The organism is Acidithiobacillus ferrooxidans ATCC 23270 (assembly GCF_000021485.1).
GTDB classification, from domain to species: domain Bacteria; phylum Pseudomonadota; class Gammaproteobacteria; order Acidithiobacillales; family Acidithiobacillaceae; genus Acidithiobacillus; species Acidithiobacillus ferrooxidans.
In genome coordinates this window covers 1,866,405-1,892,490 of the sequence record NC_011761.1, presented here as the reverse complement: position 1 = coordinate 1,892,490, position 26,086 = coordinate 1,866,405, and the positions used below count along the sequence as shown (strand labels likewise).

The 26,086-nt window shown below is 61.4% G+C and carries 24 protein-coding genes and 1 tRNA gene; 18 read left to right on the top strand and 7 right to left on the bottom strand.

Features of this window, described 5'->3' with window-relative positions; genetic code table 11:
- The 3 genes from AFE_RS09860 to AFE_RS09850 are packed head-to-tail and all read right to left on the bottom strand — an operon-like array spanning position 1 to position 3,040.
- Positions 1–1,824: a M61 family metallopeptidase gene (locus AFE_RS09860; RefSeq protein ID WP_012537001.1), complete on the bottom strand. Its 1,824-nt coding sequence runs from the start codon at positions 1,822–1,824 to the stop codon at positions 1–3.
- Between the two features lie 10 nt (positions 1,825–1,834).
- On the bottom strand, positions 1,835–2,380 hold the full coding sequence (locus AFE_RS09855) for an isochorismatase family protein (RefSeq protein ID WP_012537000.1): 546 nt from the start codon (positions 2,378–2,380) through the stop codon (positions 1,835–1,837).
- Between the two features lie 6 nt (positions 2,381–2,386).
- Positions 2,387–3,040 (bottom strand): protein-L-isoaspartate O-methyltransferase family protein, encoded by a 654-nt coding sequence (locus AFE_RS09850; RefSeq protein WP_012536999.1) that lies wholly within the window; start codon positions 3,038–3,040, stop codon positions 2,387–2,389.
- 151 nt (positions 3,041–3,191) lie between these two features.
- On the opposite strand from AFE_RS09850, the gene AFE_RS09845 reads away from it, so the two are divergent.
- Both AFE_RS09845 and AFE_RS09840 read left to right on the top strand, forming a co-directional pair.
- A complete protein-coding gene (locus tag AFE_RS09845) occupies positions 3,192–4,130 on the top strand; it encodes an MlaD family protein (RefSeq protein WP_009566240.1) in 939 nt (312 codons plus the stop codon).
- Between the two features lie 46 nt (positions 4,131–4,176).
- Complete coding sequence (locus tag AFE_RS09840) at positions 4,177–4,800, top strand: ABC-type transport auxiliary lipoprotein family protein (protein WP_225487052.1); 624 nt, start codon at positions 4,177–4,179, stop codon at positions 4,798–4,800.
- 12 nt (positions 4,801–4,812) lie between these two features.
- Here AFE_RS09840 and AFE_RS09835 read toward each other — a convergent pair whose 3' ends face one another.
- Positions 4,813–5,295 (bottom strand): universal stress protein, encoded by a 483-nt coding sequence (locus AFE_RS09835; protein WP_009566245.1) that lies wholly within the window; start codon positions 5,293–5,295, stop codon positions 4,813–4,815.
- Positions 5,282–6,994, bottom strand: a complete 1,713-nt coding sequence (locus AFE_RS09830; protein WP_009566247.1) for a proline--tRNA ligase — start codon at positions 6,992–6,994, stop codon at positions 5,282–5,284. Before AFE_RS09830 ends, AFE_RS09835 begins: the two co-directional genes overlap by 14 nt.
- Positions 6,995–7,296: 302 nt before the next feature.
- Between AFE_RS09830 and exaC the strand changes: the two genes are divergently transcribed.
- Positions 7,297–8,817 carry an acetaldehyde dehydrogenase ExaC gene (exaC, locus tag AFE_RS09825; protein ID WP_012536996.1) on the top strand — a complete coding sequence of 507 codons (1,521 nt, stop codon included), beginning with the start codon at positions 7,297–7,299 and terminating at the stop codon, positions 8,815–8,817.
- A 28-nt stretch (positions 8,818–8,845) separates the two neighbouring features.
- Here exaC and AFE_RS16955 read toward each other — a convergent pair whose 3' ends face one another.
- Positions 8,846–8,968 carry a hypothetical protein gene (locus AFE_RS16955; RefSeq protein ID WP_257246597.1) on the bottom strand — a complete coding sequence of 41 codons (123 nt, stop codon included), beginning with the start codon at positions 8,966–8,968 and terminating at the stop codon, positions 8,846–8,848.
- A 151-nt stretch (positions 8,969–9,119) separates the two neighbouring features.
- Between AFE_RS16955 and vapB the strand changes: the two genes are divergently transcribed.
- Positions 9,120–9,350, top strand: a complete 231-nt coding sequence (gene vapB, locus AFE_RS09820) for a type II toxin-antitoxin system VapB family antitoxin (protein WP_009567455.1) — start codon at positions 9,120–9,122, stop codon at positions 9,348–9,350.
- The gene (vapC, locus tag AFE_RS09815) at positions 9,347–9,757 is read left to right on the top strand and encodes a type II toxin-antitoxin system tRNA(fMet)-specific endonuclease VapC (protein ID WP_012536995.1); all 411 of its coding nucleotides are present in this window, start codon (positions 9,347–9,349) and stop codon (positions 9,755–9,757) included. Before vapB ends, vapC begins: the two co-directional genes overlap by 4 nt.
- Positions 9,758–10,054: 297 nt before the next feature.
- On the opposite strand, the gene AFE_RS09810 is transcribed toward vapC, so the two are convergent.
- A tRNA-Glu gene (locus tag AFE_RS09810) sits at positions 10,055–10,130 on the bottom strand.
- Positions 10,131–10,487: 357 nt separating this feature from the next.
- Between AFE_RS09810 and secB the strand changes: the two genes are divergently transcribed.
- The 13 genes from secB to hpnH all read left to right on the top strand — a co-directional run bounded on the left by secB (position 10,488) and on the right by hpnH (position 26,042).
- Complete coding sequence (gene secB / locus AFE_RS09805; RefSeq protein ID WP_012536993.1) at positions 10,488–10,937, top strand: protein-export chaperone SecB; 450 nt, start codon at positions 10,488–10,490, stop codon at positions 10,935–10,937.
- Between the two features lie 3 nt (positions 10,938–10,940).
- The gene (locus AFE_RS09800) at positions 10,941–11,975 is read left to right on the top strand and encodes an NAD(P)H-dependent glycerol-3-phosphate dehydrogenase (protein ID WP_012536992.1); all 1,035 of its coding nucleotides are present in this window, start codon (positions 10,941–10,943) and stop codon (positions 11,973–11,975) included.
- Between the two features lie 158 nt (positions 11,976–12,133).
- Positions 12,134–13,177, top strand: coding sequence for a phytoene/squalene synthase family protein (locus tag AFE_RS09795; RefSeq protein WP_012607324.1), 1,044 nt, complete (start codon positions 12,134–12,136; stop codon positions 13,175–13,177).
- A 5-nt stretch (positions 13,178–13,182) separates the two neighbouring features.
- Positions 13,183–15,105, top strand: a complete 1,923-nt coding sequence (gene shc, locus AFE_RS09790) for a squalene--hopene cyclase (protein WP_226833836.1) — start codon at positions 13,183–13,185, stop codon at positions 15,103–15,105.
- Positions 15,087–15,800, top strand: a complete 714-nt coding sequence (locus AFE_RS09785; protein ID WP_012536989.1) for a phosphorylase family protein — start codon at positions 15,087–15,089, stop codon at positions 15,798–15,800. Before shc ends, AFE_RS09785 begins: the two co-directional genes overlap by 19 nt.
- Positions 15,797–16,786, top strand: a complete 990-nt coding sequence (gene hpnA, locus AFE_RS09780; protein ID WP_012536988.1) for a hopanoid-associated sugar epimerase — start codon at positions 15,797–15,799, stop codon at positions 16,784–16,786. Before AFE_RS09785 ends, hpnA begins: the two co-directional genes overlap by 4 nt.
- Before the next feature lie 42 nt (positions 16,787–16,828).
- Positions 16,829–17,989, top strand: coding sequence for a bacteriohopanetetrol glucosamine biosynthesis glycosyltransferase HpnI (gene hpnI / locus AFE_RS09775; RefSeq protein ID WP_009566461.1), 1,161 nt, complete (start codon positions 16,829–16,831; stop codon positions 17,987–17,989).
- Complete coding sequence (gene hpnJ / locus AFE_RS09770) at positions 17,986–19,416, top strand: hopanoid biosynthesis associated radical SAM protein HpnJ (RefSeq protein WP_012536987.1); 1,431 nt, start codon at positions 17,986–17,988, stop codon at positions 19,414–19,416. The genes hpnI and hpnJ overlap by 4 nt, the downstream gene beginning before the upstream one ends.
- Before the next feature lies 1 nt (position 19,417).
- Positions 19,418–20,293 carry a hopanoid biosynthesis-associated protein HpnK gene (gene hpnK, locus AFE_RS09765; RefSeq protein WP_012536986.1) on the top strand — a complete coding sequence of 292 codons (876 nt, stop codon included), beginning with the start codon at positions 19,418–19,420 and terminating at the stop codon, positions 20,291–20,293.
- Positions 20,274–22,976 carry an MMPL family transporter gene (locus tag AFE_RS09760; RefSeq protein ID WP_012536985.1) on the top strand — a complete coding sequence of 901 codons (2,703 nt, stop codon included), beginning with the start codon at positions 20,274–20,276 and terminating at the stop codon, positions 22,974–22,976. The genes hpnK and AFE_RS09760 overlap by 20 nt, the downstream gene beginning before the upstream one ends.
- Positions 22,963–23,994 (top strand): HpnL family protein, encoded by a 1,032-nt coding sequence (locus AFE_RS09755; protein WP_009569145.1) that lies wholly within the window; start codon positions 22,963–22,965, stop codon positions 23,992–23,994. The genes AFE_RS09760 and AFE_RS09755 overlap by 14 nt, the downstream gene beginning before the upstream one ends.
- On the top strand, positions 23,991–24,833 hold the full coding sequence (locus AFE_RS09750) for a ferritin-like domain-containing protein (RefSeq protein ID WP_012536984.1): 843 nt from the start codon (positions 23,991–23,993) through the stop codon (positions 24,831–24,833). Before AFE_RS09755 ends, AFE_RS09750 begins: the two co-directional genes overlap by 4 nt.
- A gap of 105 nt (positions 24,834–24,938) precedes the next feature.
- Entirely contained in the window at positions 24,939–26,042 is a 1,104-nt protein-coding gene (hpnH, locus tag AFE_RS09745) for an adenosyl-hopene transferase HpnH (RefSeq protein ID WP_012536983.1), read from the top strand.
- Positions 26,043–26,086 lie beyond the last annotated feature (44 nt).

The window sequence follows — 26,086 nt, the reverse complement described above, 5'->3', positions numbered from 1 at the left end:
CTATCCCCCGTCCGGCAGGGACGCGCACCGGGACGTTTCACTGACCGCGCCCGTTCCCTCCAGCCAGGCGCGGCGACGCGCGAGGACCACATCATCGACGTCCTCCAGCAATTCCAGCCAGGCCGTATCCCGTGGCGGTGCGGTAGGGGTCACGCGGGTTTCCCGGAGGATGTTGTCACGGAAGAACTGAATGCGCAGCGCCGCGCCCTCCGGAACCGCATCCAGTTGCTCCGGCAATTGTTCCGCCGTAGTCCGGACGCCATCCAGGGCGACGAGAATGTCGTCCGGGGACAGACCCGCCTGCTCCGCAGGGCTGTCCGTCTGCACATGGCGCAACTGGACACCCAGCGCATGGGGTAACCACTGCGCGCCAAGCCATGCACGCAGGGTTTTCTCTGCGGGCTCTCCACCCTCATCCTGCGGGCCGCTGGCCGCGCGCAGGCGCAGCGCAATGCCCATTTCCGCGAGCAGCGCCGGCAACGGTAAGTCGGTCCTCGCGGTGATCCAGTCCTGTAGACGCCCGGCGAGCGCAGGCCCGGCAAGGTCTTCGACGATCCCGACACACTGGCCTTCGGGCAGGGGGATGCCGGTGCGTCCGTAATCCTGCCACAGGCGCCCAAGTACCGTGTCCAGACTCAGGGCCCCGGCACTCTCTAGGCGCAGACTGAGGTCCAGGCAGAGGGCGAGCAGGGCGCCCTTGTTGTAATAGCTGATCTCAAAGTTGGCGCTGTTGACATGGGGATGATAGAGCCTGATCCAGGCATCTTCACTGGATTCCGCCACGCTTTGCAGGAAACGTCCCGGGCGGCGCAGCAGGCGGGTAAGCTCCTTCCCGACGCCGCACAGATATTGCGCGGGGGTCGTCAGACCGGCGCGGCGCAGGCAGAGATCGTCATAATAGGAGGTGATACCCTCGAAGACCCAGAGATCGCGGGTGAGTACCTCCCGGTCCAGTGCGCTGGCGCCGAGCACGGCGGGACGGATGGCCTGCACCAGCCAGCCATGAAAATACTCGTGGCTGGCCAGCCCCAGAAAACGCCGGTAATGGTCCTCGTTGCGACCGCTCAGGTCATCCCGGGCGCAGAGGAGGGCACTGGACGCACGGTGCTCCAGCCCGCCGTAGCCGTCGGTGCTGGTCATGCACAGAAAGTGATACCCTGTGAAGGCGGCATCCCCCCAGAAGCGCTGCTGCCAGTCGCAGATGCGGGTCAGGTCGGCACCGAGACGTTGCAGATCCGCCTGGTGAGTGCCCTGGATAAGCAGGTGATGAGGTCGTTCTCCCACCTCGAAATCCAGCAGGGTAAGGGGCCCCATGAGCACTGGATGATCGATGAGGGCATCAAAGCCGGAGGCTTCAAAACCGCCCCAGCTCCATACCGCACCGCTCTGGCGGGGGAGGGCGGTGCCTACCTGCCAGTCTTCGGGGCCTTCGAGGAGGACCGCGTGCGTTTGTGCCTCCTGTCCGGACACCCGCAGGTAGATGGCCGGGCCGTTGAAAAAGCCTCCCTGATCATCCAGATATGTGGTCCGTACCGAGCGGTCGAAGGCGTAGACGGCGTAATGGACGACCACCGGGCCATGCCCTGGCGCAAGCCGCCAGCGGTCTTTGGCGATTTTGTGCAGGGCGATATCCTGTCCGTTGCGTTCTGCGCGGATTTGGGTCACATGGCGGGCAAGATCGCGGATGGTGTAGCTGCCGGGCACCCAGGCGGGCAGGGCAAGGATCTGTCCTTCCGGGTCCGCCTCGGAAATACTGAGGGTTACCCGAAAAAGATGGGCCCGCGGCTCGGCGCTGATCCGGTAACTCAGTGGGGGAATGATCAAAGCGGCATTCCTAGCGCCACGCGGCGGCAAGACCGCGAAAGGCCGGGTGGATCGCGTCCCCCAGCCATTCATAAAATACGGACTCCGCGACGGCGACCGTAACCCCGGCTTGTCGCAGCCGCTCCAGGGCAGGTTGCTGATGCCCGGCGTCACGACTGGCGCAGGCGTCGGCCACTACCACCGGTTGCCAGCCCGCCGCCTGCAGGTCCAGCGCCGTTTGCAGCACGCAGATATGCAACTCCATGCCGGTCAGAATGACCTGACGCCGATCATCCCGTGCCGTCAGCCACTGGCGGATTTTCTCGCCGCGCCAGCAGGAAAAGGCGGTCTTTTCCAGAACCTCCGCAGCATGGACGCAGATATCCTCTCGGGCCGGCCCCAGTCCCTGCGGATATTGGGCGGTGGCGAGGACAGGCAGCCCCAAGGCGGTGGCCGATTTCAGCAGCCGGGAGACATTGTCCAGGAGCGGCGCCCGCCGCGCCGGCGCCAGTGTACCGAGCAGGCGATCCTGCAGATCGATGGCAATGACGATGCTCTGCGCGGCCTCGATACGCATGACTGCTCAGAACACAAAGTGGGCCGGTAGCGGCTGATGACGCAAAGGCGGGATCTCTGTCTCAAAAAGCTCCGAGCTCTCAAAAACACCCGGCCGGGAGTGCAGGATGCGCCGCACCCCCATGGCCGGACCGGTACCGAGAATGGCGACCAGCCGTCCACCGACCGTCAGTTGCTGTTTGAAGATATCCGGCAGTACCGGCAGGGAGCCGGTGATGCAGATGGCATCATATGGGGCATTGTCCGCCCAGCCCTCGGAGCCGTCGCCAATGTGCAGACAGGCATTCTGAACACCTTGTGTGCGCAGATGATCTGCCGCTGTCCGGGAGAGATCGGCGCGGTCTTCGACGCTGTGTACCATTCCCGCAAGTTGTGCCATCAGGGCGGTCAGATAGCCGCTTCCGGTGCCGATCTCCAGTACCCGGTCCTGTTCCCGCAAATCCAGCTCCTGCACGACTCGAGCCTCCATTTTCGGCGACCACATGGTTTCACCGTGCGCCAGAGGCAGGGTAAAATCAGCGAAAGCCAGGTGCCGGTAGGGAGCGGCTACGAAGTCCTCGCGCTTCACCTGCGCCACGGCGTTCAGCACACGGGGGTCGAGCACATCCCAGGTGCGGATCTGGGTGTCGATCATGGTACGGCGGAGGATGTCAAAGTCCATAGAGCATCAGCGTTCCTGTGAATTTCCGACATTTAGGCATGGGTCTTGTGGCAAGTCAATCCGTGCGCCGAGCCATGGACGCGCCGGGTGGTCATTGGCTTGGCGCCCGTCCTGTGCTCCAATAGCCTAGGATACCGCAGAGGAGTTCCCCTTGGAGAGCCGTGCACACGCGCTGGTAGCACTCATCTTTCTGGCCGTTCTCGGCATTGGGATGGTGGTGGTCGGATTGTGGATGCATCACCGGCAGAGGCCGGGCGTGACCTTCGATGTCATATCTCGGTACAGCGTCGCGGGCCTGACTCTGCAGGCGCCGGTACGTTTCAAAGGCGTGCGGGTCGGAGAGGTGACTGCGATTGGTCTGGATCCGGCGAATCCGCGCATGATCAGGGTGCGGATCAAAGTGGATGAGGCGACGCCCGTTACCCGAGCGACCTTCGCCGAACTGGCGCCGCAAGGGGTGACCGGACTGAGTTATTTGTCCCTGACGGATCACGGTACCAACTTCGCGCCTTTGCCGAGGGTGGACAGCCGACCGGCCGAAATTCCCATGCATCCCAGCTTTTGGGAGGTGCTGTCCCGCAACGGCGAATCCCTGGTGAATCGTGGCAACGTGTTGGCCAGTCGTATGAACATGCTGCTCAATAGCCAGAATCGCGCCCGTTTTGGGCAGACCCTCATCCACCTTGACCAGGCCACGGACCATTTGGTGCAGATGGAGATGGCATTATTGCCGACCATCAAGACTCTGCCCGGGATGGTCGCCGCTACCCGGTCCACCATGGTGGCAAGCCAGCGAATGCTCAAACATCTGGATGCGCTGACGGTCGCCGCCCAGGCACCACTGGCGGACACGGCGGCGGCCGCCAAATCCTTGCGTGGACTTGCTGTGGCCGGGGAGCGGACGGTGAATACCCTCAATTACGACACGTTGCCGCAGGTGAATCGCCTGACACAAAGTCTGATCACCAGCAGTACGGCGGTGCAGAGTCTCAGCCGCTCGCTGCAACGCTCCCCGCAATCGCTGCTCTACGGCGATCGTGGCCCGCCGCCGGGTCCGGGTGAGCCGGGATTTTCCGCAGGAGGAAATTGAGCGCATGCGACACCTTTACTCCGAATGTTCACCAGTCGGGAAGCGCATGGCACTGGCGGGTCTGCTCCTGCTCGCCACAGGTTGTGCCACCAGCGTTTCCTGGCAGGCGCCCTACGATATTACGCCCCCGCATCCTGCCCCTCTGGCCAGCACCACGAGATCAACGGCGACGCTGCCCGTGCTGCGGCTGGGGCCGGTCAGCGCCGTGCAGTGGCTGGAAACGGACAATTATCAGTACCACCTGCTCTACCAGGACCAGCAGCGACTGCTGGCCTACCGGGATGCCCGCTGGATCGGGACCCCGCCGCAGATGATTGCCAGTCGTCTGCAACGGCAACTGGAAGAATCCGGCCAGTGGCGGGCCGTGTTGACACCACTGTCGAGAGGTCGTTCCGTCTGGTTGCTACAGGTCAGGCTGACGGACTTCGTGGTGAATTTCAGCGGTCCGGATGCGGGCGCGGCGCTGGTTGCCGGTACGGCGACACTGGTGAAAACTGCCGATTATCAGGTGATCGCGCAGCGGCATTTCAGTTTCACCGAGATGCTTCCCAGTGCGAGTGCGCAGGGCGGCGCGAAGGCGATGGCCACGGCCAGCTCACGCTTCGTGAGGGCGATAAGCAGTTGGGCGGCGCAGACGGCGGCTACGGAGCTCTCCGCGCGCCAGCCCTGACGATTCCCGGGCTCACTCCTCCGGCTGCTTGACTACCAGCACCGGGCAGCGGGCGTAATGGACGATATCGTTGGCGACGGAACCCAGCAGCAACCGGCCAATGGCGCCGTGGCCATGACTGCCCACCACCAGCATGTCCACTTCATGGGCCTTGCTGAAGGCGATCACTGCCTTGCCGATATTCTCCCCACTTTCCACCATCTCCACCTGCGGCGTGATTCCGCCTTCGGTTACCGACTGACGCAGCTTTTCCATTTCGGCATGGGCCATATGGAGCAGTTTTTCGCGCAGATCCAGGGTGGGGGGCAGGATTTCTTCCGGCATCTGCAGATTGAGCATCTGCGGATTGAATATATGCAGCAGGGTGAGGCGGGCGCCGCGCAGTTGTGCCTCCTGTGCGGCCATCTGTGCGGTGACCAGCGCCATGGGCGAAAAATCCACGGCCACCAGAATATGCTTTATGAGCGGTTTTACGGGCGATTCATCCACGGGCATGCTCCTTGCGCAGGCGTTCCATGAGTTGTGTTTCGTCAAGCAGCACGTTTTCCGTAGTCCGCCGGGCGCGATATTCCCATACACCCTGCGCCAGCACCGTGTCACTGACCACGATGCGATGGGGAAGGCCGACCAGGTCCATAGTGGCAAACTGTACTCCGGGACGTTCATCGCGGTCGTCGAGCAACACGCTGTAACCCTCCGCCTCCAAGCGGTCGTGCAAGGCCTGGGCGGCGGCGGCCACATCCGGTGACTTGCGCGCGTTGATGGCGACGATGCCCACCTCAAAGGGCGCGAGGGCCACCGGCCAGATGATGCCCCGGTCGTCGAAATGCTGCTCCACCGCCGCCGCCACCACCCGCGACACCCCGATACCGTAGCAACCCATGGTGACCGTCGCGTCGCGACCGGTTTCGTCGAGCACGGTGATCCCCATGCTCTCGCTGTAGCGCTCGCCAAGCTGAAAGACGTGCCCCACCTCGATGCCGCGGCGGATGCTCAGGGTGCCTTCCGCACAATGGGGACAGGCATCCCCGGCGCGGACATTGCGCAGATCGGCCGCCGCCGGGCGCGGCAGATCGCGGTCCCAGTTGAGGTTGATCCAGTGCAGATCCGCCGCATTGGCGCCAGTGCTGAAATTGGCCACGCCAAGGGCGCGGTGATCCGCCAGGATGGGGATGGACAGCAGCGGCTCCTTGGGGCCGATGAAGCCCAAAGGCGCACCCGTGGCCGATATGGCTTCCTCCGGTCTGGCCATTTGCACGTCCTGGGCATTCAGGGCGTGCCCCGCCTTGACCAGATTCAGTTCGTCGTCACCGCGCAGCAGCAGCATCACGGTCTTGCCGTCGGCCACTACCAATACGGTTTTGACGATTTTTGCGGTAGGGATACCCAGGTGCTCCGCCTGCTCCGCGACGGTACGGATGCCCGGCGTCCGCACCCGCTCGGCGGCCAGGGGTATCTCCGTTTCCGCCAGATCGGGGCGACTCGCCGCTTTTTCCATGTTGGCTGCATAGTCGCAGTGGTGACAGGAGACGATGGCGTCCTCCCCCGAATCCGCCAGCACATGAAACTCATGGGAGCGCTTACCCCCGATGGCCCCGTTGTCGGCTTCCACCGCACGAAAGCTTAGCCCCAGGCGGGTAAATACCCGCTGGTAGGCCTCGTACATTGCCTGATAGGTGATTTCCAGGGAGCTATGATCCATGTGGAAGGAATACGCGTCCTTCATGATGAACTCACGGCCGCGCATCAGCCCGAAGCGGGGCCGGATTTCATCGCGGAACTTGGTCTGGATCTGATAGAAATTGACAGGAAGCTGCCGGTAGGAGTGAATCTCCCGCCGCGCGAGATCGCTGATGACTTCCTCATGGGTAGGTCCCAGGCAAAACTCGCGGTCATGGCGGTCGCGCAGGCGCAGCAACTCCGGGCCGTATTGTTCCCAGCGGCCCGACTCCTGCCACAGTTCGGCAGGCTGCACCACCGGCATCAGCAATTCCTGCGCGCCGCTGCGATCCATCTCTTCACGCACCACCCGCTCCACCTTGCGCAACACCCGCAACCCGAGGGGCATCCAGGTATATAAGCCGGAAGCCAGGCGGCGGATAAAGCCGCCGCGCAGCAGCAACTGGTGACTGACGAGTTCGGCCTCGGCGGGCGTCTCCTTGAGGGTGGGGATAAAAATCTGACTGGCGCGCATAAAAATCCCTGTTTAGCTGAAGCGCACAGTGTAAGAAAGGGCGGCAGACAAAGGAAGGGGTAAAACGTGGCCTGGATCTGGGCGCATTTTTTCTCCACCCGTGGCCGATTCGTTCCATGCCGTTGCCGAGGTTTGGCACGATGTGCTAGCTTTGAATGCACTGGCCCCGCCGGGCGGCAAAAACTGGCGTAGCTGATACCGCGCTGTTCATAAAAGCCGGGGCGGATAAGCCGCTGGCTGGCCATTGGGTATCGAACGCTGACTGATCATGACCCCGTATCCGCATTGAGTGAGGCCATAACATGCAATATGCAAATCCAAATACCGAAGGCGCAGTCGTCAACTTCAAAGAACGCTATGACAACTTCATCGGCGGCCGGTGGGTTGCCCCAGTCCGCGGTGAATACTTCGACAATATTTCCCCGATCAACGGCAAGCCGTTCTGCCAAATCCCCCGTTCCAGCGCGGAAGATATTGAACTGGCATTGGATGCCGCCCACGCTGCCAAAGATGCCTGGGGCAGAACTTCCGTTACTGCCCGTTCCAATATCCTGCTGAAAATCGCTGACCGCATTGACGCCAATCTGGAAATGCTGGCTGTGGCTGAAACCTGGGATAACGGCAAAGCCGTGCGCGAAACTCTGAATGCGGACGTGCCGCTTTCCTCCGACCACTTCCGCTACTTCGCAGGCTGCTTACGCGCTCAGGAAGGCACTATAGGTGAAATCGACGAAAATACCGTCGCTTACCACTTCCATGAGCCGCTGGGCGTCGTTGGTCAAATCATTCCGTGGAACTTCCCGCTGCTGATGGCGTGCTGGAAGCTGGCGCCCGCACTGGCGGCAGGTAACTGTGTGGTACTGAAACCGGCAGAACAGACCCCCGCCTCCATTCTGGTGATGATGGAACTGATCGCCGACCTGTTGCCGGCAGGCGTGCTGAACGTGGTCAACGGCTACGGTGTGGAAGCAGGCAAAGCGCTGGCAACCAGCAAACGCATTGCCAAAATCGCCTTTACCGGCTCTACCCCGGTCGGTTCCCTGATCATGAAATACGCGGCGGAAAACATTATCCCGTCTACCGTGGAACTGGGTGGCAAATCCCCCAACATCTTCTTTGCCGACGTGCTGGATCAGGAAGATGCGTTTGTGAGCAAGGCGGTGGAGGGCGCGGTACTGGCATTCTTCAACCAAGGCGAAGTCTGCACTTGCCCTTCACGCCTGTTGATTCAAGAATCCATCTACGAAAAATTCATCGGCATGGTGGTTGAGCGTTCAGCGCAAATCAAACGCGGCAATCCGTTGGATACTGAAGTCATGGTCGGTGCGCAAGCTTCCCAGGAACAGTACGACAAAATCCTCAGCTACATCCAGATCGGCAAGGACGAAGGCGCTGAAGTCATTACCGGTGGCGCGGTGGAAACCATGTCTGCGGATTACTGCGAAGGTTACTACATCCAACCTACCCTGCTGAAAGGCACCAACAACATGCGTGTGTTCCAAGAAGAAATCTTCGGGCCGGTCGTGTCTGTGACAACCTTCAAGGACGAAGCGGAAGCATTGGCGATTGCCAACGACATCGAGTTTGGTCTGGGCGCAGGCGTGTGGACTCGCGACATGAACCGTGCCTACCGCATGGGCCGTGGCATTCAGGCAGGTCGTGTGTGGACCAACTGCTACCACATGTACCCAGCACATGCTGCCTTCGGTGGTTACAAAAAATCCGGCGTAGGCCGTGAAACCCACAAAATGATGCTCGACCATTATCAGCAAACGAAAAACCTGCTGGTCAGCTACGACATCAATCCGTTGGGCTTTTTCTAGGTTTCGTTATCCACTGGTTCATGGGCCTTCATCGCAAGGCCTCGATGGCGGTCTGCAGCAGATCATCGGGCAGATGGTTGAGCCCTTCTGACGTAACCACCCAGCGCGTGGCAGTCCTCGCTGTCCTGCGCTTCTCCGGGTGTGTGTTCATGCCGAAAGACCGTGGGATGACCCCGCCGTTTCAAGCTCAAATAGCTCGGAGCATGGCACCTAATGTATTGCGGGCCGTAACAAGCTCGGTCATGATTGACTGCGGGGAATCTCATGGATATCCTGTTGCCATATACCTATGGAGGTGCCCCATGGAGCATGCCACTGTTTTTCAGATCAACCGTAGCCAGGCGATACGTCTGCCCAAGTCGATAGCCTTTCCGGCAGATGTGAAGCGCGTAGAGGTGGTCGCCATAGGCCGCATGCGCATTCTGGTTCCTGCCGGAGAGTCCTGGGAGAGCTGGTTCGATGGAGAAGGGGTCAGCGCCGACTTCATGGAAAGCCGTGAGCAACCCGCCGGCCAGTTCCGGGAACCGTTGTGATCAAATACCTGCTGGATACCAATATCTGCATCTTTACTATCAAGAACAAGCCACCGGAGATCCGCGAACAGTTCCGTCAGCACCATGGGCAAATGGCTATCAGCACCGTCACCTTGATGGAGTTGATCTATGGCGCGGAGAAATCACAGGTACCGGAACGCAACCTGGCCGAAGTTGAAGGGTTCGCCGCCAGGCTGGAAGTGCTCGAATTCGGGAGCGAAGCCGCCAAGCATACTGGGCAGCTCCGCGCAGAACTGGCCAAGATCGGCAAACCCATCGGGCCTTATGACCAGATGATCGCAGGCCACGCCAGAAGCCTGGGATTGTTTGTCGTGACCAACAACTTGCGGGAATTCGAGCGCGTTCCGGGATTGCGGGTCATGGATTGGCAGAGCTCACGCCTGTGAGGATAAAGGAAGGTATCCATGGAGCGTTATCAGCGGGCAATCCAGGAAGAACAGGCGCAGGTGCAATTTCGCCCCGCACCGCAACTCATTGCAAGAGTGTATAGCGGCAATGTATTGACGGAGGGCTTGGTTGACCGCTGTTGTGAACGTCCTCGCATCCGATTGTTGAGCCAGCGCTTCAACACAGACAGCGCACGGCTGGATAGCAGTACCTTGCGTGGATCGTCTGTTTTTGTTTCAGGAACCAGCAGCACCCGCCCCTTGATCGTGCAGAATTTGCTAACTGATAGTTTTATTTGGCGTCCCCAGGGGGGTTCGAACCCCCGTTACCGCCGTGAAAGGGCGGTGTCCTAGGCCACTAGACGATGGGGACGTGGACAGCGCTGAGATCCTACACAGAACCGCGACACAGAGCAAGTGCCCCTGGTGGAAGGTCTTGTTCTGGGCAAGTATCCCGCTCGGCGCGCTCGATGTGGGGTTCAGAGGCGCCCGGTATTTTGCGCCAGGCATTTTCCAGGCCTGCTCCCGACACGGGTTTAGACCAGCGTTTGGCAAGTCGATTTCAGGCCGGTTCACGCCCGGCGCAGCGCCGCAAAGGCAAAGTGGTGTCGCTCCAGAGTGGGGCGTAACGGACGGACGGCACAAATCCCCGTCGGGGCATGGGGGACGTAGCCCGGCGGGGGGAAATTCAGTTAGACTACCGCTACCCACAACCCAAGAAGAAGGACTTATGGACGAACAGGAAGCAGTTTTCATGATCGAGCGCATCTACGTGAAAGACATCTCTTTTGAGTCGCCCAACGCGCCCCTCAGTTTTGTGCAGACCGAGGCGCCGACCGTAGATGTGGGGCTGAACACCGCGAGCACCGTAGTGGAAGGGATGGAAGGACTTACCGAAGTGACGCTGACGGTGACCGTCAAGGCCAAGGCGGGTGAGAGCACCTACTTTGCGGTGGAAGTTCAGCAGTCTGGTCTGTTCCGGGTTCAGAACATCCCGGAAGAGCATATGCCCGCTCTGTTGGCCGTGCATTGCCCGACCATCCTGTTCCCGTATGCGCGGGAAGTGGTTGCGGATCTCGTCGGTCGCGGTGGTTTCCAGCCATTGCACCTGCACCCGGTGAATTTCGAGGCCCTGTATCAGCAGGCGCAGACCCAGCAGCAGAACTATACGACGCAATAATCCATGCGTTGGGCAGTGCTGGGCGGCGGTCACTGGGGGACGGCGCTGGCCGTATATCTGCTGCGCCAGAGGCATATGGTGCAGCTTTGGGGACGGCGCGCCGAGCGCCTGCCCTGTCAGCCCGGACGGACGGACCTTTTCCCCGTATTTCCAGAGTGCGCCCGGCCGGAAGGACTGCACTGCACGGTGGACCTCGCCGCTGCGGTACAGGGCGGGGAGGGCATCGTCCTCGCGGTGCCCAGTCATGCGTTGCGTGGCCTGCTGACGCATCTGCTCCCCTGCCTGCCGTCCACCGCGCTGTTCGTCCTCGCCAGTAAAGGGCTGGAAGTGCCGAGCGCCCTGCGCCTCGACCAGGTATTGCGGGAAATCTTGCCGGAGGCGCCTCTGGTGGTGCTTTCCGGCCCGAGTTTCGCCCATGACCTGATGCTCGGCAAACCACTGGCGATGACGGCGGCGTCTACCGATCCGACCTATGCCCAGCGGGTGGCCGAGGCCTTTGGTAGTGCGCAGATGCGGGTCTACACCAGTGATGATGTAGCGGGCGTCTGTCTGGGCGGGGCGATCAAGAATGTGCTGGCCATTGCCGCTGGTATTTCCGATGGTCTGGGCAATGGCGACAGTGCCCGTGCCGCGCTCATCACTCGTGGGATGGCGGAGTTGCATCGCCTGGGAACGGCGCTGGGGGGGCGAACCGAGACCTTCATGGGTCTGGCCGGTGCCGGGGACCTGATCCTCACGTCCTGCAGCGATCTCTCGCGGAACCGGCGGGTGGGGCTGGGCCTGGGCAGCGGCCTGAGCCTGGAAGCGGTGCTGCGCGGAATTGGCGAGGAGGCCGAGGGGGTACGCACGGCGCAGGCTTTGTTTCAGCTTGCGCAGAGCCTGGGGGTGGACATGCCGATTACCGAACAGGTCTATCGCGTGCTGTTCGAGGGTGCCGCGCCGCGCGCCGCGAGCGATGAACTGATGCGCCGCGCCCTGCGTTCCGAGTTGCATGTTTCAGACGATGGCACCCCTGGGGGCGCCGCCAGGACCGAGTGACGGCGACGGGTCGCGGTGCGCAGATCCGGGTGGGCGGCATAGGGCTGCAAGACTTGCAGAATGGGCCGGGGATCGTTACATTGCCGCCAGATGACAGGGTGTTTGTGCACACCCGGACAAACACAACAAGGAGTTTGGATGTCACCAGACAGGACCGCATGTTGATGGCGGCGTTGGAGCGGGCTTTGGCGTACCAGGCACAAAGCCTTCAGGTTGTTTCCAGAACTTTTGCCCTGACCATCCCCCAGTTGCCGGAAGCGCTCCGGGACGCAGTCGGTAACGGTTATCTGTTGTGCCGCATTGCCGACACCATTGAAGACGATCCGGATATGCCCTGGGAAAAAAAAGCCTGTTGGCAGGCCAAATTTCTTCAGGTCGTGGAGGGTGCGGACGATCCCGCCGCCTTTGCTGCCGCATTGGGCGCAGACCTGTCGCCGGAGATGCCCGAAGCCGAGCACGATCTGATTCGCCACACTCCGGAAGTCGTCGCCATCACCCACAGCCTCAACCCCACCCAGCAGGCGGCATTGTCCCGCTGCGTGCGGATCATGGGAATGGGGATGGCGGAGTTTCAGCAGCATGCTTCGTTGCAGGGGTTGGCGGACATGGCGGCCCTGGATCGCTACTGCTATGTGGTTGCGGGTGTCGTCGGTGAAATGCTCACCAGCCTATTTGTCGAGTTCGAGCCGCTGCTGGCGGAGCATGATGCGGAGATGCAGCGTTTGGCGGTGTCCTTCGGGCAGGGCCTGCAGATGACCAATATTCTCAAGGACATCTGGGATGACTGGCAGCGCGGTGTGAGCTGGATGCCACGCGCGCTGTTTCAGCGTCATGGCTGCGATATCGCGGGGGTGCGGCCCGGCAGTCGGGACCCCGCGTTCCAGGCGGGCCTCACCGAGCTGCTGGGTATTGCCGCGAACCATCTGCAAAATGCGCTGCGCTATACGCTGCTGATACCGGCCGGGCAGACGGGGATGCGGGATTTTTGCCTCTGGGCCATCGCTATGGCGGTGCTGACCCTGCGGCGGATTGCCGAAAATCCGGCCTTTGCCTCCGGAAGCGAGGTGAAAATCAGCCGCCGCAGCGTACATCGGGTGGTATTTCTGTCGCGTCTCCTGCATCGCTCCGATGCGCTCCTGCAGTGGAGTTTCCGGGTGGGCGTCAAACCACTGCCTTTGCCTTCCGCTGTCGCGCAACCATGAATCGTATGCTGCAACCGTTGCACTCTGGCGCGGGCATTTTTCGTTCGTCACTGGATCGGGTGATCGCGCAGGCGCGTCAGGCGTTGGGCGGTCGGCAGGCGGAGGATGGTCACTGGTGTTTCGAGTTTGAGGCCGATTGCACCATTCCTGCCGAATATATTCTGATGCAGCATTACATGGATGAGCGGGACGAGGCTCTGGAGGCCAGGATCGCCGTCTATCTGCGCGGCAAGCAGGCGGATCACGGGGGCTGGCCCCTCTATTACGGCGGCCATTTTGACCTGAGTGCATCGGTAAAGGTCTATTACGCGCTGAAACTTGCGGGCGATGACCCCGAACTGCCCCACATGCGGCGCGCCCGGGAGGCGATTCTCGCCCATGGCGGAGCGGAACGCAGCAATGTGTTCACGCGCATTACCCTGGCGCTTTTTGCCCAGGTGCCGTGGCGGGCGGTGCCCTTCATTCCGGTGGAAATCATGCTGCTGCCGCGCTGGTTTCCCTTTCATATCTACAAGGTCGCTTCCTGGTCGCGCACGGTGATGGTGCCCCTGTTTATTCTGTGCAGCCTCAAGGCGCGCGCCAAAAATCCCCTACAGGTGCATATTCGGGAGTTGTTCCGTCGACCGCCGGATCAGATCACGGATTATTTCAGCCACGCCCGGCGAGGGATTGTGGCATACATCTTTCTGTCTCTGGATCGATTCTGGCGGTTGATGGAGGGCTGGATACCGCACGGTATCCGGCGCCGTGCCCTGAAGAAGGCGGAGGCATGGTTTACCGCGCGGATCAATGGGGAAGATGGTCTGAACGGCATTTTCCCGGCCATGGTGAACGCCCACGAGGCCCTGGAGCTGCTCGGCTATCCGCCGGATCATGATTATCGTCGGCAAACCGGGGCGGCGCTGCGCAAACTGGTGGTGGAGCGGGCGAACGATGCCTATTGTCAGCCCTGTGTATCACCCGTCTGGGATACCTGTCTCGCGCTCCACGCCCTGCTGGAGGAGGATGGCGAGGTCTCTCCGGCGGTGCAAAACGGTATTCGCTGGCTCAAGAACCGGCAGATCGGCGCCGAACCCGGCGACTGGCGGGAGTCACGCCCCCATTTGGCGGGCGGTGGCTGGGCGTTTCAATATGCCAATCCGTATTATCCGGATCTGGATGACACGGCGGCAGTGGGCTGGGCCCTGGCGCGGGCCGGGCGCGCGGAGGATCGAGACAGTATCGAGAAGGCGGCGAACTGGCTGGCGGGCATGCAATCCAGAAACGGCGGTTTCGGCGCCTATGATGTGGATAACACCCACTACTACCTGAACGAAATTCCCTTTGCTGACCACAAGGCCCTGCTGGACCCGCCGACGGCCGATGTCACCGGGCGAGTGGTGGCCTTTCTGGCGCATCTGGCGCGGCCACGGGACCGCGATGTGCTGCGGCGTGCCGTGGCTTATCTGCTGCGTGAACAGGAGTCATCGGGCGCCTGGTTCGGGCGTTGGGGAACCAACTACATCTACGGAACCTGGTCCGTGCTCATGGCACTGGCCGAACTGAATGATCCTTCCCTGAAGCCCACCATGGAACGCGCGGCGTACTGGTTGCGCGCGGTACAGCAGGGCGACGGCGGTTGGGGTGAAAGCAACGATTCCTACAGTGACCCCGGTCTTGCCGGGATGGGCCAGACCTCTACCGCAGCGCAGACGGCTTGGGCCTGCCTGGGTCTGATGGCGGCGGGAGACCGGGATAGTGTCGCCCTGCATCGTGGCATAGCCTGGCTGCAGGCGCATCAGGAAGGGGATGGATGCTGGCAGGCGCCATTTTTTAACGCACCAGGATTCCCGAAGGTTTTCTACCTGATTTATCATGGGTATGCGTTTTATTTCCCGCTTTGGGCACTGGCCCGCTACCGGAACTTGGGATGCATGGCGCACGAATAGGAGTGGTGGCGGCGCTGGACGCGGAGGCGCGTGTTTTTTCCCTCGCAGGCGCGCTGTCGCACGATGCGCTGATAGAGGTGGGTGAGCAGATCTTGCTGTGTATTTCCGGCATGGGGCCGGAGCGGGCGACGGCCGCAACGGATAGGCTGATTGCTGCGGGTGTTGACGGGCTGGTTTCCTGGGGCACTGCGGGCGCCTTGCGGTCGGAACGGAAGCCGGGGGATCTGCTCCTGCCGGAAACCGTGTTCTGGGCGGGGCAGTGCTGGGCGGTGGATGTGGCATGGCGCGGGAGCCTGGCGAAATCCCTATCCATCCCATTCCATGCCGGGGGAGTGCTTTCGGTGGATGAGCCCTGCGGCTCCAGGGCTGCAAAGGCGGCCTTTCTGATGGATTACCCGTCGGCACAGGGGGTGGATATGGAAAGTGGTGCCATTGCCGCCGCAGCGCATGACGCGGATACTCCCTTCATCGTCATCCGCAGTGTCGTGGACCCTGCGGATCAGTCGTTGCCGGCGGTGGCCACGACGAGTGTCGACGCCTACGGGCGGCCGCAGGCCCTCCGCCTGGCGCGCGGGTTGTTGCGCCATCCTGCCGAGTTATCCACTTTGCTGGGTTTGGGTGGGCAGATGCAGAAGGCGCTGAGAACGCTCCGCACGGTGGCGCCGGCCCTTCGTTACGCGGGAAAGGCGGCATGAAGGCCCTGTTGACCGGGGCATCTGGTTTCGTCGGTGGCGCGGTGCTGCGCCGCCTGCTCGCCGAAGGTCTGGAGATACGAGTGCTCCACCGCACCGGCGCTGATCCGGCCAACTGGGAAGGGCTGGACGTGGAGCTGGTGGTCGGGGATCTCACAGACGGCCCGGCTCTGGACAGCGCGGTGGCTGGCTGTCAGGCGGTTTTTCATGTGGCTGCGGACTACCGGCTCTGGGTGCCCGATCCGCGCGCCATGTATGCCGCCAATGTGGGCGGCAGCGAACGTCTGGTGCGCGCGGCGCTCGATGCCGGGGTGGAGCGCATCGTCTATACCAGCAGCGTTGCCGTGCTCGGTCACTACGCTGATGGCCGGGAAGCCGATGAGGACACCACCGCGCAACTGGAAGACATGATCGGGCACTACAAGCGCTCCAAATATCTCGCCGAGGAGGCTCTGCGGGCCCTTTGCCGGGAGGAAGGTGCGCCCATCGTCATCGTCAATCCGTCGACGCCCATAGGTCCGGCGGATCGCAAGCCCACCCCCACCGGGCGGATGGTGCGCGATGCTGCGGCGGGCCGCATGCCGGCGTATGTCGATACCGGTCTGAACGTGGTGCATGTGGATGATGTGGCCATGGGCCATTGGCAGGCATTTACGGACGGCGAGGTCGGGGAACGCTATATTCTCGGTGGCGACAACCTCCCCTTGGCGGCGATCCTCACCCGTATTGCCGGTCTGACCGGGCATCGTTCGCCGTGGCTGCGTATCCCCCGCCGCCTGCTTTATCCCCTGGCCTGGGGGGCGGAGCGGGTGGTGCGCCTGCGGGGGAGGGGGACACCGCTGGTAACGGTGGACGAGCTGCGCATGGCCGCCCACAAGATGTATTTTTCGTCTGCCAAGGCGGAGCGGGTCCTGCATTATACCCATCGTCCTGCGGAGGAGGCCTTGCGGGACGCGGTACGATGGTTTGCGGAGCACCACTATCTGTAGTCTGCCGGCCCGCCGTCTGGCGGTTGCCGCCGTGGGGGTCCTATGTGCTGGTGGATAGGCGGCCCTGCGGCCCTGCTTTCCCTGGCGGCCGTGGTCTATCTGCTGTTGGCGCTTCGAGCAATCGCGCGCTGGCATCCGGTATTGCCGGAGCGCGATGCCGCCGTCAGCGGAGATATCCTGTGCGACGGGCCCGGGGTCAGTGTGCTCAAGCCCCTGCATGGGGACGAGGGGGATCTCTACGCCGCCTTGCGCAGTTTCTGCGTGCAGGACTACCCGGCATTTGAAATCGTTTTTGGCGTGCAGCGCCCCGACGATCCTGCCGTCACCGTGGTGCAGCGGCTGCAGGCCGAGTTCCCGGCCCTGGCGTTGCGCTGGGTGTGTACGGAAGCGCGTATCGGCAGTAATCCCAAGGTCAATAATCTGGCGGGTATCCTCGCGCTCTGTCGTTACGACACCCTGGTGATCAGCGACGCGGATATTTCCGTCGGCCCCCATTACTTGCGCCAGATCTGTGCTTCCCTGCAAAACAGGGATGTGGGGGTGGTGACCTGCCTCTATCGGGCCAGGCCCGTAGCCACCTTCTGGTCGCGGGTGCTGGCCGGTCAGGTGAACGGTCTCTTTCTGCCCTCGGTGCTGCTGGCGGCGCGCCTGGGTCCGAACATTTTCTGCGGCGGGGCGACCATGGCCCTGCGTCGCCCGACGCTGGCGGCCATCGGCGGCCTGCCACGCCTGGCAAACCAACTGGCTGACGATTACTGGCTCGGCGCCTACAGCCGCCAGTTGGGGCAAGCCACCCTGCTCGCGGATTATGTGGTGGACACCGAGGTCCGGGAGGCGAATTTCCGCGCCTTTTACCAGCATGCGCTGCGCTGGTCGCGTACCACGCGATCGGTACAGCCGCTGGGCCACACCTTTTCCTTTTTGACTTATCCGCTGCCCCTGGTGCTGCTGCTCGCGCCCTGGATGGGTCTCTGGGGCGGGGTGCCGCTGGGTGTGGTTCTCCTCTTGCGCCTCGTGTACCATAGGCAAATTATGCACAAACTTAGTGCAGACGGTTCGTTTGGTGTGGCCCTGCTGGGAGAGTTTCTGGGCCTGTGGATCTGGTTTCACGCCCTTTTCGCACGGCACGTTGCCTGGCGGGGGTCGCAATTTGCCATCGGCGCCGACGGGCGGATGGATGGCCATGACGGAGCAAAACGATGACGATGAAAACCCTGTTCTTGCAAGCCCCTTCCTTTGAGGGATTCGATGGTGGTGCCGGTTCGCGCTATCAGGCCAAGCGGGAAATTCGCTCTTTCTGGTTCCCCACCTGGCTGGCTCAGCCCGCCGCCATGATCCCTGGCAGCCGCTTGCTCGACGCCCCTCCCGCAGATGTCAGTGTCGAAGAAACCCTGCAGGTTGCCGCAGGGTATGATCTCTGCATCATTCATACCAGCACCCCGTCTTTTCCTTCCGATGTGCGTATGGCTGAAGTGCTCAAGGAGCACTACCCGAAATTGCTCATCGGCATGGTCGGCGCCAAGGTGGCGGTGGAGCCCGAGGAGTCTCTGCAGCAGGCCGCGGCGGCGGTCGACTTCGTGGCCCGCGAGGAGTTTGATTACACCCTCAAAGAGATCGCCGAAGGTCGGCCCCTGAGTGAGGTGGACGGCATCACCTACCGCTCCAGCAATGGTCAGATCATCCACAACCCCGATCGCGCCATGATCGAAGACATGGATGCCTTGCCCTTCGTCTCCGAAGTGTACAAACGCGATCTGCACATCGAGGACTACTTCATCGGTTACCTCAAGCATCCCTATATTTCCTTCTACACCGGACGCGGCTGCCGTTCACAGTGCACCTTCTGCCTCTGGCCGCAGACGGTGGGTGGCCATCGCTATCGCACCCGCAGTGCCGCCAGCGTCATCGAAGAGGTGCGCTACATCCAGAAGAACTTCCCGCAGGTCAAGGAAATCTTCTTTGACGACGATACGTTTACCGATGACCGTCCCCGTGCCGAAGAAATCGCCCGAGGTCTGGGCAAGCTGGGGGTGACCTGGTCCTGCAACGCCAAGGCCAACGTGCCCTACGATACCCTCAAGGTGCTCCACGAGAACGGCCTGCGCCTGTTGCTGGTGGGCTATGAATCGGGCGATCAGCAGATCCTCAACAACATCAAGAAGGGGCTCAAGGTCGAGGCGGCGCGCAAATTCACGGCCGACTGTCACAAGCTGGGGATCGTGATTCACGGCACCTTTATTCTTGGCCTGCCGGGCGAGACGAAGGAGACCATTCAGAAGACCATCGACTTCGCCAAGGAAATCAATCCCCATACCATACAGGTGTCGCTGGCGGCGCCGTATCCCGGCACCTTCCTGTACAACCAGGCCAAACAGGAGGGGTGGCTGACGGACGAAGATGAGGCCCACCTGGTCAATGACCGCGGCGTGCAGATCAGCCCCATGAGTTACCCGCACCTCAACCATACGGAAATCTTCGACTCGGTGGAGGTGATGTACAAGCGCTTCTACTTCCGCGCCGGCAAGATTGCCGAAATCACGGGTGAGATGCTCAAGAGCACGCAAATGATGAAACGTCGTTTGCGCGAAGGCGTGGAGTTCGTCCGCTTCCTCCGACAGCGCCACGGCTGAAGTGGGGCAGGGCGGCGGCCGGCGGGTCATCTTCAACGCCGACGACTTTGGCTTGGATATGGCGGTGAACGAGGCGGTGGAGTCCGCACACCGTGATGGTGTGCTGACCACCGCCAGTCTCATGGTCGCGGCGCCGGCCGCCGCGGATGCCGTCGCCCGTGCCAGAGCGCTGCCCGGCCTGGGCGTAGGGCTGCATCTTACCTTGGTGGACGGCACGCCTCTGCTGCCCGCGGAGCAGGTGCCGGATCTGGTCGATGAACAAGGGCGTTTTGCTGCGGATCTCTGGCGGCGCGGGGTGCGCTATTTCTTTTTGCCACAGGTCAGAAAGCAACTGGCGGCGGAGATCCGTGCCCAGTTCGCCGCCTTTGCGGCCACCGGCCTGGAACTGGACCACGCCAATGCTCATAAACATCTGCATCTGCATCCTACGGTGCTGACGCAGATGCTGGAAGTCGGGAAGGAGTTCGGCCTGCGGGCGGTGCGTTTGCCCTGGGAGCCTTTGCGGGCGGCACGCTGCAGCGGTGCCAAGGGGGTCGCGCCGACATTCTGGTCCATCTTTCTGGCGCCGTGGCTGGCGCGCATGCGCCGCCAACTGGATCGTCGCCGGATCATGCATAACGACCAGCTCTACGGTCTGGACGCCACTGGCCACATGGACGAGGAGCGACTGCTCCGGATGCTCCGCTGCCTGCCGGCAACCGGGGTTACGGAGATTTATCTGCATCCGGCCATGGTGCAGACGGCGGCACTGCACGCCCTCATGCCGAACTATGAACCGCACGCCGAGTGGGCGGCGCTGACGAGCCCCCGGGTAAAAGATTATTTGCGCGATCAGGACATCGCGAAGGGTACTTTCCGTGATTTTGTCGCTCGTTGACCGTTTTCTTCAGCGCTCCGGTGCGCGTATCTCTCAGGGTCTGGTGGCCTTGGTGGACCTCTCGGTGCAGCGCGCCGCCTGGATGCTGGCGGCCATCGTGCTGGCCACACTGCTCGCCCTGGGCTACTCGGTCGGTCATTTCTCTGTGGATACCGATACCAGCCATGCCTTGTCCCGTGATCTGCCTTTTCAGAAGCGTGAAGTGGCTTACCAGAAAGCGTTTCCGCAGGATAAAAACACGATTGTGGTGGTCCTCCAGGGCGCTGACCGAAATCTTACGGATACAGCCGTCGATCGCCTCAGTACTTGGCTGCGCGCCCGGCCACAATCTTTTCACGACGTGTATGTGCCGGGCGGCGGGCCTTTTTTCCAGCGTAACGGCCTCTTGTATCTCTCCCCCAAACAAGTACAGGATTTTGCCAACCGCATAACCGATGCGCAGCCGCTCATCGCGAGGCTCTCTGCCGAACCGAGCCTGAACGGCCTCAGCAGCCTGTTGAGCATGGCGATTGGGCAACGCCTGACCAATGGTGTGCAACTGCCCGGATTGACGGCTATTTTTTCTGCTCTGGATCAGGCGCTCACGGCGCAGATGCAGGGCAAATCCTATACCATTTCGTGGGGTACACTCATGGGCGGCGATCTGGCCCGAATGGGGCCGTCGCAACGCTTCGTCATTATTCAGCCTGCCCTGAATTACAAGTCTCTGGAGCCTGCTGCTGCGGCCATACATACTTTGCGCGCTGGCCTTACCTCGCTCAACCTGAATGCTGCCCACGGGGTGGACGTTGGGGTGACCGGCGGTGCGGTACTGGATGCGGAACAATTAAAAACCGTGAGTCAGGGTGCCGCTGTTTCTCTGGCGCTGACGTTCACGCTCGAAATCATTTTGCTGATCATAGCATTGCGCTCGCTGCAACTGGTTTTCGGCGTGCTGATGGGGCTGATCGCCGGAATGATCCTGACCACCGCCTGGGCACTGTTTTTTATCGGTCCCTTCAATCTTATTTCCGTGGCCTTTGCCATTCTTTTTATCGGTCTGGGCGTTGATTTTGGTATTCAGTTCTGCCTGCGTTATCGGGAAGAAGTGTTTAACGGCGCAGTTCACCGGCAGGCCATGCAGCGAGTGACACAAGGTATGGGCGGCGCCTTGAGCCTTGCCGCCGTTGCGGCAGCTTTCAGTTTTTTTGCTTTCGTGCCTACCAGCTACGCCGGCATCGTCGATCTCGGACTGATTTCCGGCACCAGCATGCTGGTGGCCTTGTTCATCACCCTCACCTTCCTGCCCGCTTTTTTGACCCTCTGGCCTATGATGGTCACACGTACAAAACCGACGTACTATCCGCATCTGCGCCAAATTCCTGCCTTGGTGCGTCACCCCATCCACCGTTATGCCTACTATGTACTGGGCGTGGTGGCCCTGCTGGCACTGGCATCCGTGCCGCTGGTGCTGCGTACCTCTTTTGACTTCAATCCGCTGCATATGATCGACCGCCATGCGGAGGGGGTGCGCGTTTTCGAGAAGCTCCTCGCGGATCCACAGACGGCGCCCTATCGTATGGAGGTGCTCACTCCGGATATTCCGGCGGCGCAGGCCGTTGCCGCGCGGGTGGCGCGGCTGCCCACCGTGGCGCAGGCCCTGACGATTTCCAGCTATATTCCGGAGCATCAAACCGAGAAGCTGGCCATATTGCAGAACTTGCAGATCCTTGTGCCACCCTTTTCGCTGCTGATGCCTGCCGGTTTGCAGCCGCCGACGCCCGATACCGCGAAAAGTCTTGGGGAATTGGTAACCAAATTGCGGGCCCTCGCGCAAAAGGACGGCGAGAATACACCCGACGGACAGGCGGCGGCGGCGCTGGCTGGCCATCTCGCGCAGTTTTTGGCGACCCGTGGCACGAATGCCCAGGCGATCGCCGATCTGCAAACGCGGGTGATGGGTACCTTGCCCGGCGAATTGCAACGCCTCGGCATGGCGTTGTCCGCCACGCCGGTAACCCTGCAGACCCTGCCGAAGTCCCTGCGCGACCGATATGTGGCGGCCTCTGGCCAGGCACGCGTGGAGATTTTTCCCAAGGCCAATCTCAGCAGTAATCAGGCGATGGCGACCTTTGTGCGAAGTGTGCTGAAGGTGGAGCCCAATGCCGTGGGTACACCGGTGATGCTGGTCCAAGGCGGAGATGCGGTACTCGGTGCCTTTCAGGAGGCTACGTTTATTGCGCTGATAGCCATCAGTCTGCTGCTCCTCCTGGCCTTGCGCCGCTACCGGGATGTGTTGCTGATCATGATTCCGTTGCTGCTGGCGGCGCTGTTCACGGTGGCGGCCATGACTCTGTTGGGGTTGAGCTTCAATCTCGGCAACATCATCGTTCTGCCTCTGCTCATCGGTCTCGGTGTGGCCTTTGCCATCTACATCGTAGTGCGCTGGCGCAACGGTGTGGATGTGGCGCATCTGCTCGGGACATCCACCCCCATGGCCGTTTTTTTCAGCGGGCTTACGACCCTCAGCGCCTTTGGCAGCATGGCGGTTTCCCGCGATCCGGGTATGGCCAGCCTGGGCGAGGCGCTGAGCCTCGCCCTGGCCATCGTGCTGCTGTGCATTCTGATCGTGCTCCCGGCTTTGCTCCTGCTATTTACCCCGTCACCCCGTGAAGAGGGCATTGCCCAGGATGAAGGCAGTTAATTTGCTGAAACAGAAAGTGATGATGCTGGCAGCCGGTCTGCTCGGTCTGGGTTTGGCCGTCTTCCTGGTCGTGCATGCCGGGGTTTCCGACATCCTGAAATTGCTGGCGGTGGCTGGCTGGGGTCTGCTGTGGCTGCTCCCCCTTCACCTGTTGCCGCTGTCCCTGGACGTGTTGGGCTGGAAGTGGCTGCTGCGCGGTGAGGCGCGCGTCCGTTTCTGGTTTTTGCTATGGGTGGCGCTGGTCCGCGAAGCGGCCAACGGCCTCCTGCCGGTGGCGCGGGTGGGTGGAGAAGTGCTCGGTGTACGCCTCCTGACATACTACGGCGTGCCCGGCTATGTCGCCGGGGCCAGTGTCATGGTGGAAGTCACCCTGACCCTATTGAGCCAGTTCATCTTCACGCTGGCGGGGTTCGTGGTGCTGATTTTCGCGGTCAGTGACCACCATCTGCAATTCCAGGTGGTATTTTTTCTGGCATTGATCCTGCCGTTGCTCATGGCCTTTATCTGGTTGCAATATCGTTGGGGACTGTTCACGGTTCTGCAGATGCTGATGAAGAAACTTCTGGGCGGTAAGGACCTGCTTGCGCTCATAGGAGAACCCCAGCGTCTGGATGCCGAAATCCGTCGGCTCTATGCACGTCGCTGGGGTCTGCTCCCGGCGAATGTCTGGCAACTGAGCGGTCTGTTGGCGGGCACGGCGGAAGTCTGGTTTACCTTCTGGCTGCTGGGCCATCCTCTCCCTTTCTGGGCAGCGCTACTCCTGGAAAGCCTCGGGCAGGCCCTGCGCAGTATGGCGTTTCTGGTGCCGGGCGGACTGGGTGTGCAGGAGGGCGGCTTCATTCTGTTCGGCAGCGCGATCGGTGTCGGGCCTGATCTGGCACTGGCCTTTTCTCTGACACGCCGCTTCCGCGAAACCCTGACGGGCATTCCGGTACTCTTGTCATGGCAAGCATTGGAAGGCCATCATATGCACCGCCAGTGGCGGCAAATACGTTCCAACAGGGAGGGCATTTCATGACGGCGATATCTTTGGATCCAGGGTCCGACGCCCATCGCGACCTGTTCTGCAAGTTCTTTCACGATACGCACATTCATTATGATCCGCAGCATATGGATTGGCCGGAACTGGACGCGGAGACTGCGCAGCGGGTGAAGTCTCTGCCGTTCTGGGGCGAAGCCGTCGCCACCGAAAGCGTGACGGCGCGTATGGTGCAAAGCATGGGTGAGCGGGAGCCGGACCCGGTGGTGCGGGCGGCGGTGGCCCTTGATGGGCAGGAGGAACAGCGCCATTCCGATCTGCTACGTGCCCTGGTACAGCATTATGGTATCGAAATTCCGCCATTACCTGCTCCGCCACAGGTGCGCGATCCGTACTGGGAGTTTCTCTATACGGGTTATGGCGAATGCCTGGATTCCTACTTTGCTTTCGGGTTGTTCGCTGCCGCCAAAGACTCGGGGTTCTTCCCGCCCGACCTGGTGAAGATCTTCGAGCCGGTCATGCAGGAAGAGGCGCGTCATATCATATTTTTTGTCAACTGGCTGAGTTGGCACCGCCGGCGTCTGCCCTGGCGGAAAAAAGTGGCGCTCGAGCTCCAGCGCATTCAGGTGATTGCCCTGCAGGCCTGGGCGCGCATACAAACCGCCCGCGGACTACATGCGCATGAGGAAGAAAATTTCACCCTGACGGGGCATGATCAGGTGAGTAAAGACGTCAGCCTGAAGCAGCTTCTTGCGCTCTGCCGCCAGGAGAATGACCGGCGTTTTGCGCCCTATGATGATCGTCTGTTGCGCCCGAAGCTGGCGCCGCGGATTGCCAACATGCTGTTTTTCTTTTTGTCTCGGAGCAGGGCCGCCTGAGGATTCGTCGCCTTGTCCCACATACGGTTTGGTATGTTATACTAATCAAAGCTTGTCGTTCATTGTCCATATACGCTGCGTTGCGGCCGAGAGGGGTGTTTTGTCATGGGTGTTCCTTTGATTCAGAGCTATCGGGTAGGACGCTACATCCTGGCGCAGAAGCTGCAGGGGCGTAAGCGCTATCCTTTGGTGCTGATGCTGGAGCCATTGTTTCGCTGCAACTTGGCCTGTTCGGGCTGCGGTAAGATCGACTATCCCGATGAAACACTCGACAGGCGGCTGTCTGTCGAGGAATGTATCGGCGCTGCCGAGGAGTGCGGGGCTCCTATCGTCTCCATCGCTGGAGGCGAACCACTCATTCACAAGGATATGCCCGTAGTTGTGGAGGGCCTCGTCGAGCGTAAGCGCTTCGTCTACCTCTGCACCAATGCGTTGCTCCTCAAGAAGCGTATGGACGATTACCGGCCTTCGCCTTACCTGACTTTCTCGGTGCATCTGGACGGCAATGCGCATCGTCATGATGATTCCGTGTGTCAGCCGGGTACCTATCAACGCGCTACGGAAGCCATTCGCGAAGCGGTGGGGAGAGGCTTCCGGGTTACGGTAAACTGCACCCTGTTTCAGGGGGAGGGCGCCGACGAGGTGGCCGCCTTCCTGGATGACTGCAAGGCACTGGGGGTGGAGGGGGTGACCATTTCGCCCGGATTCAATTATGAGCGCGCACCGCAGCAGGAGGTTTTTATCCAGCGTCGGGCCTCACGTCAGCTTTTCCGCGACATCTTCCGCATCGGCAAAGAGCGGAAGTCGCGCTGGAAATTCAACCAGTCCAGCCTTTTTCTGGATTTCCTGGCGGGTAACCAGAATTATCAGTGCACGCCCTGGGGCAATCCGACACGCAACATTTTTGGCTGGCAGAAGCCTTGCTACCTCCTGGTCAGCGAAGGCTACGCGCAGACCTTCAATGAACTCATGGAAACGACGCCATGGGATAAATACGGAGTGGGCGTGAATGGTAAATGCGACCAGTGCCAGGTGCATTCCGGTTTCGAGCCGACGGCCGTCAACGACACCTTCGCCCACCCGCTGAAAGCCCTTAAAGTGGCCTTGCTGGGGCCACGCACGGCGGGTCCCATGGCACCGGATATGCCGGTATCACCCCCGGCTCAGGGTACCGAACACCCGGTTTTTCCTTTGCATGTAGAGCGCTGAAGGCGGTTCCGGAAAATGTCAGGTTCATGGTGAAGGGGGATTTC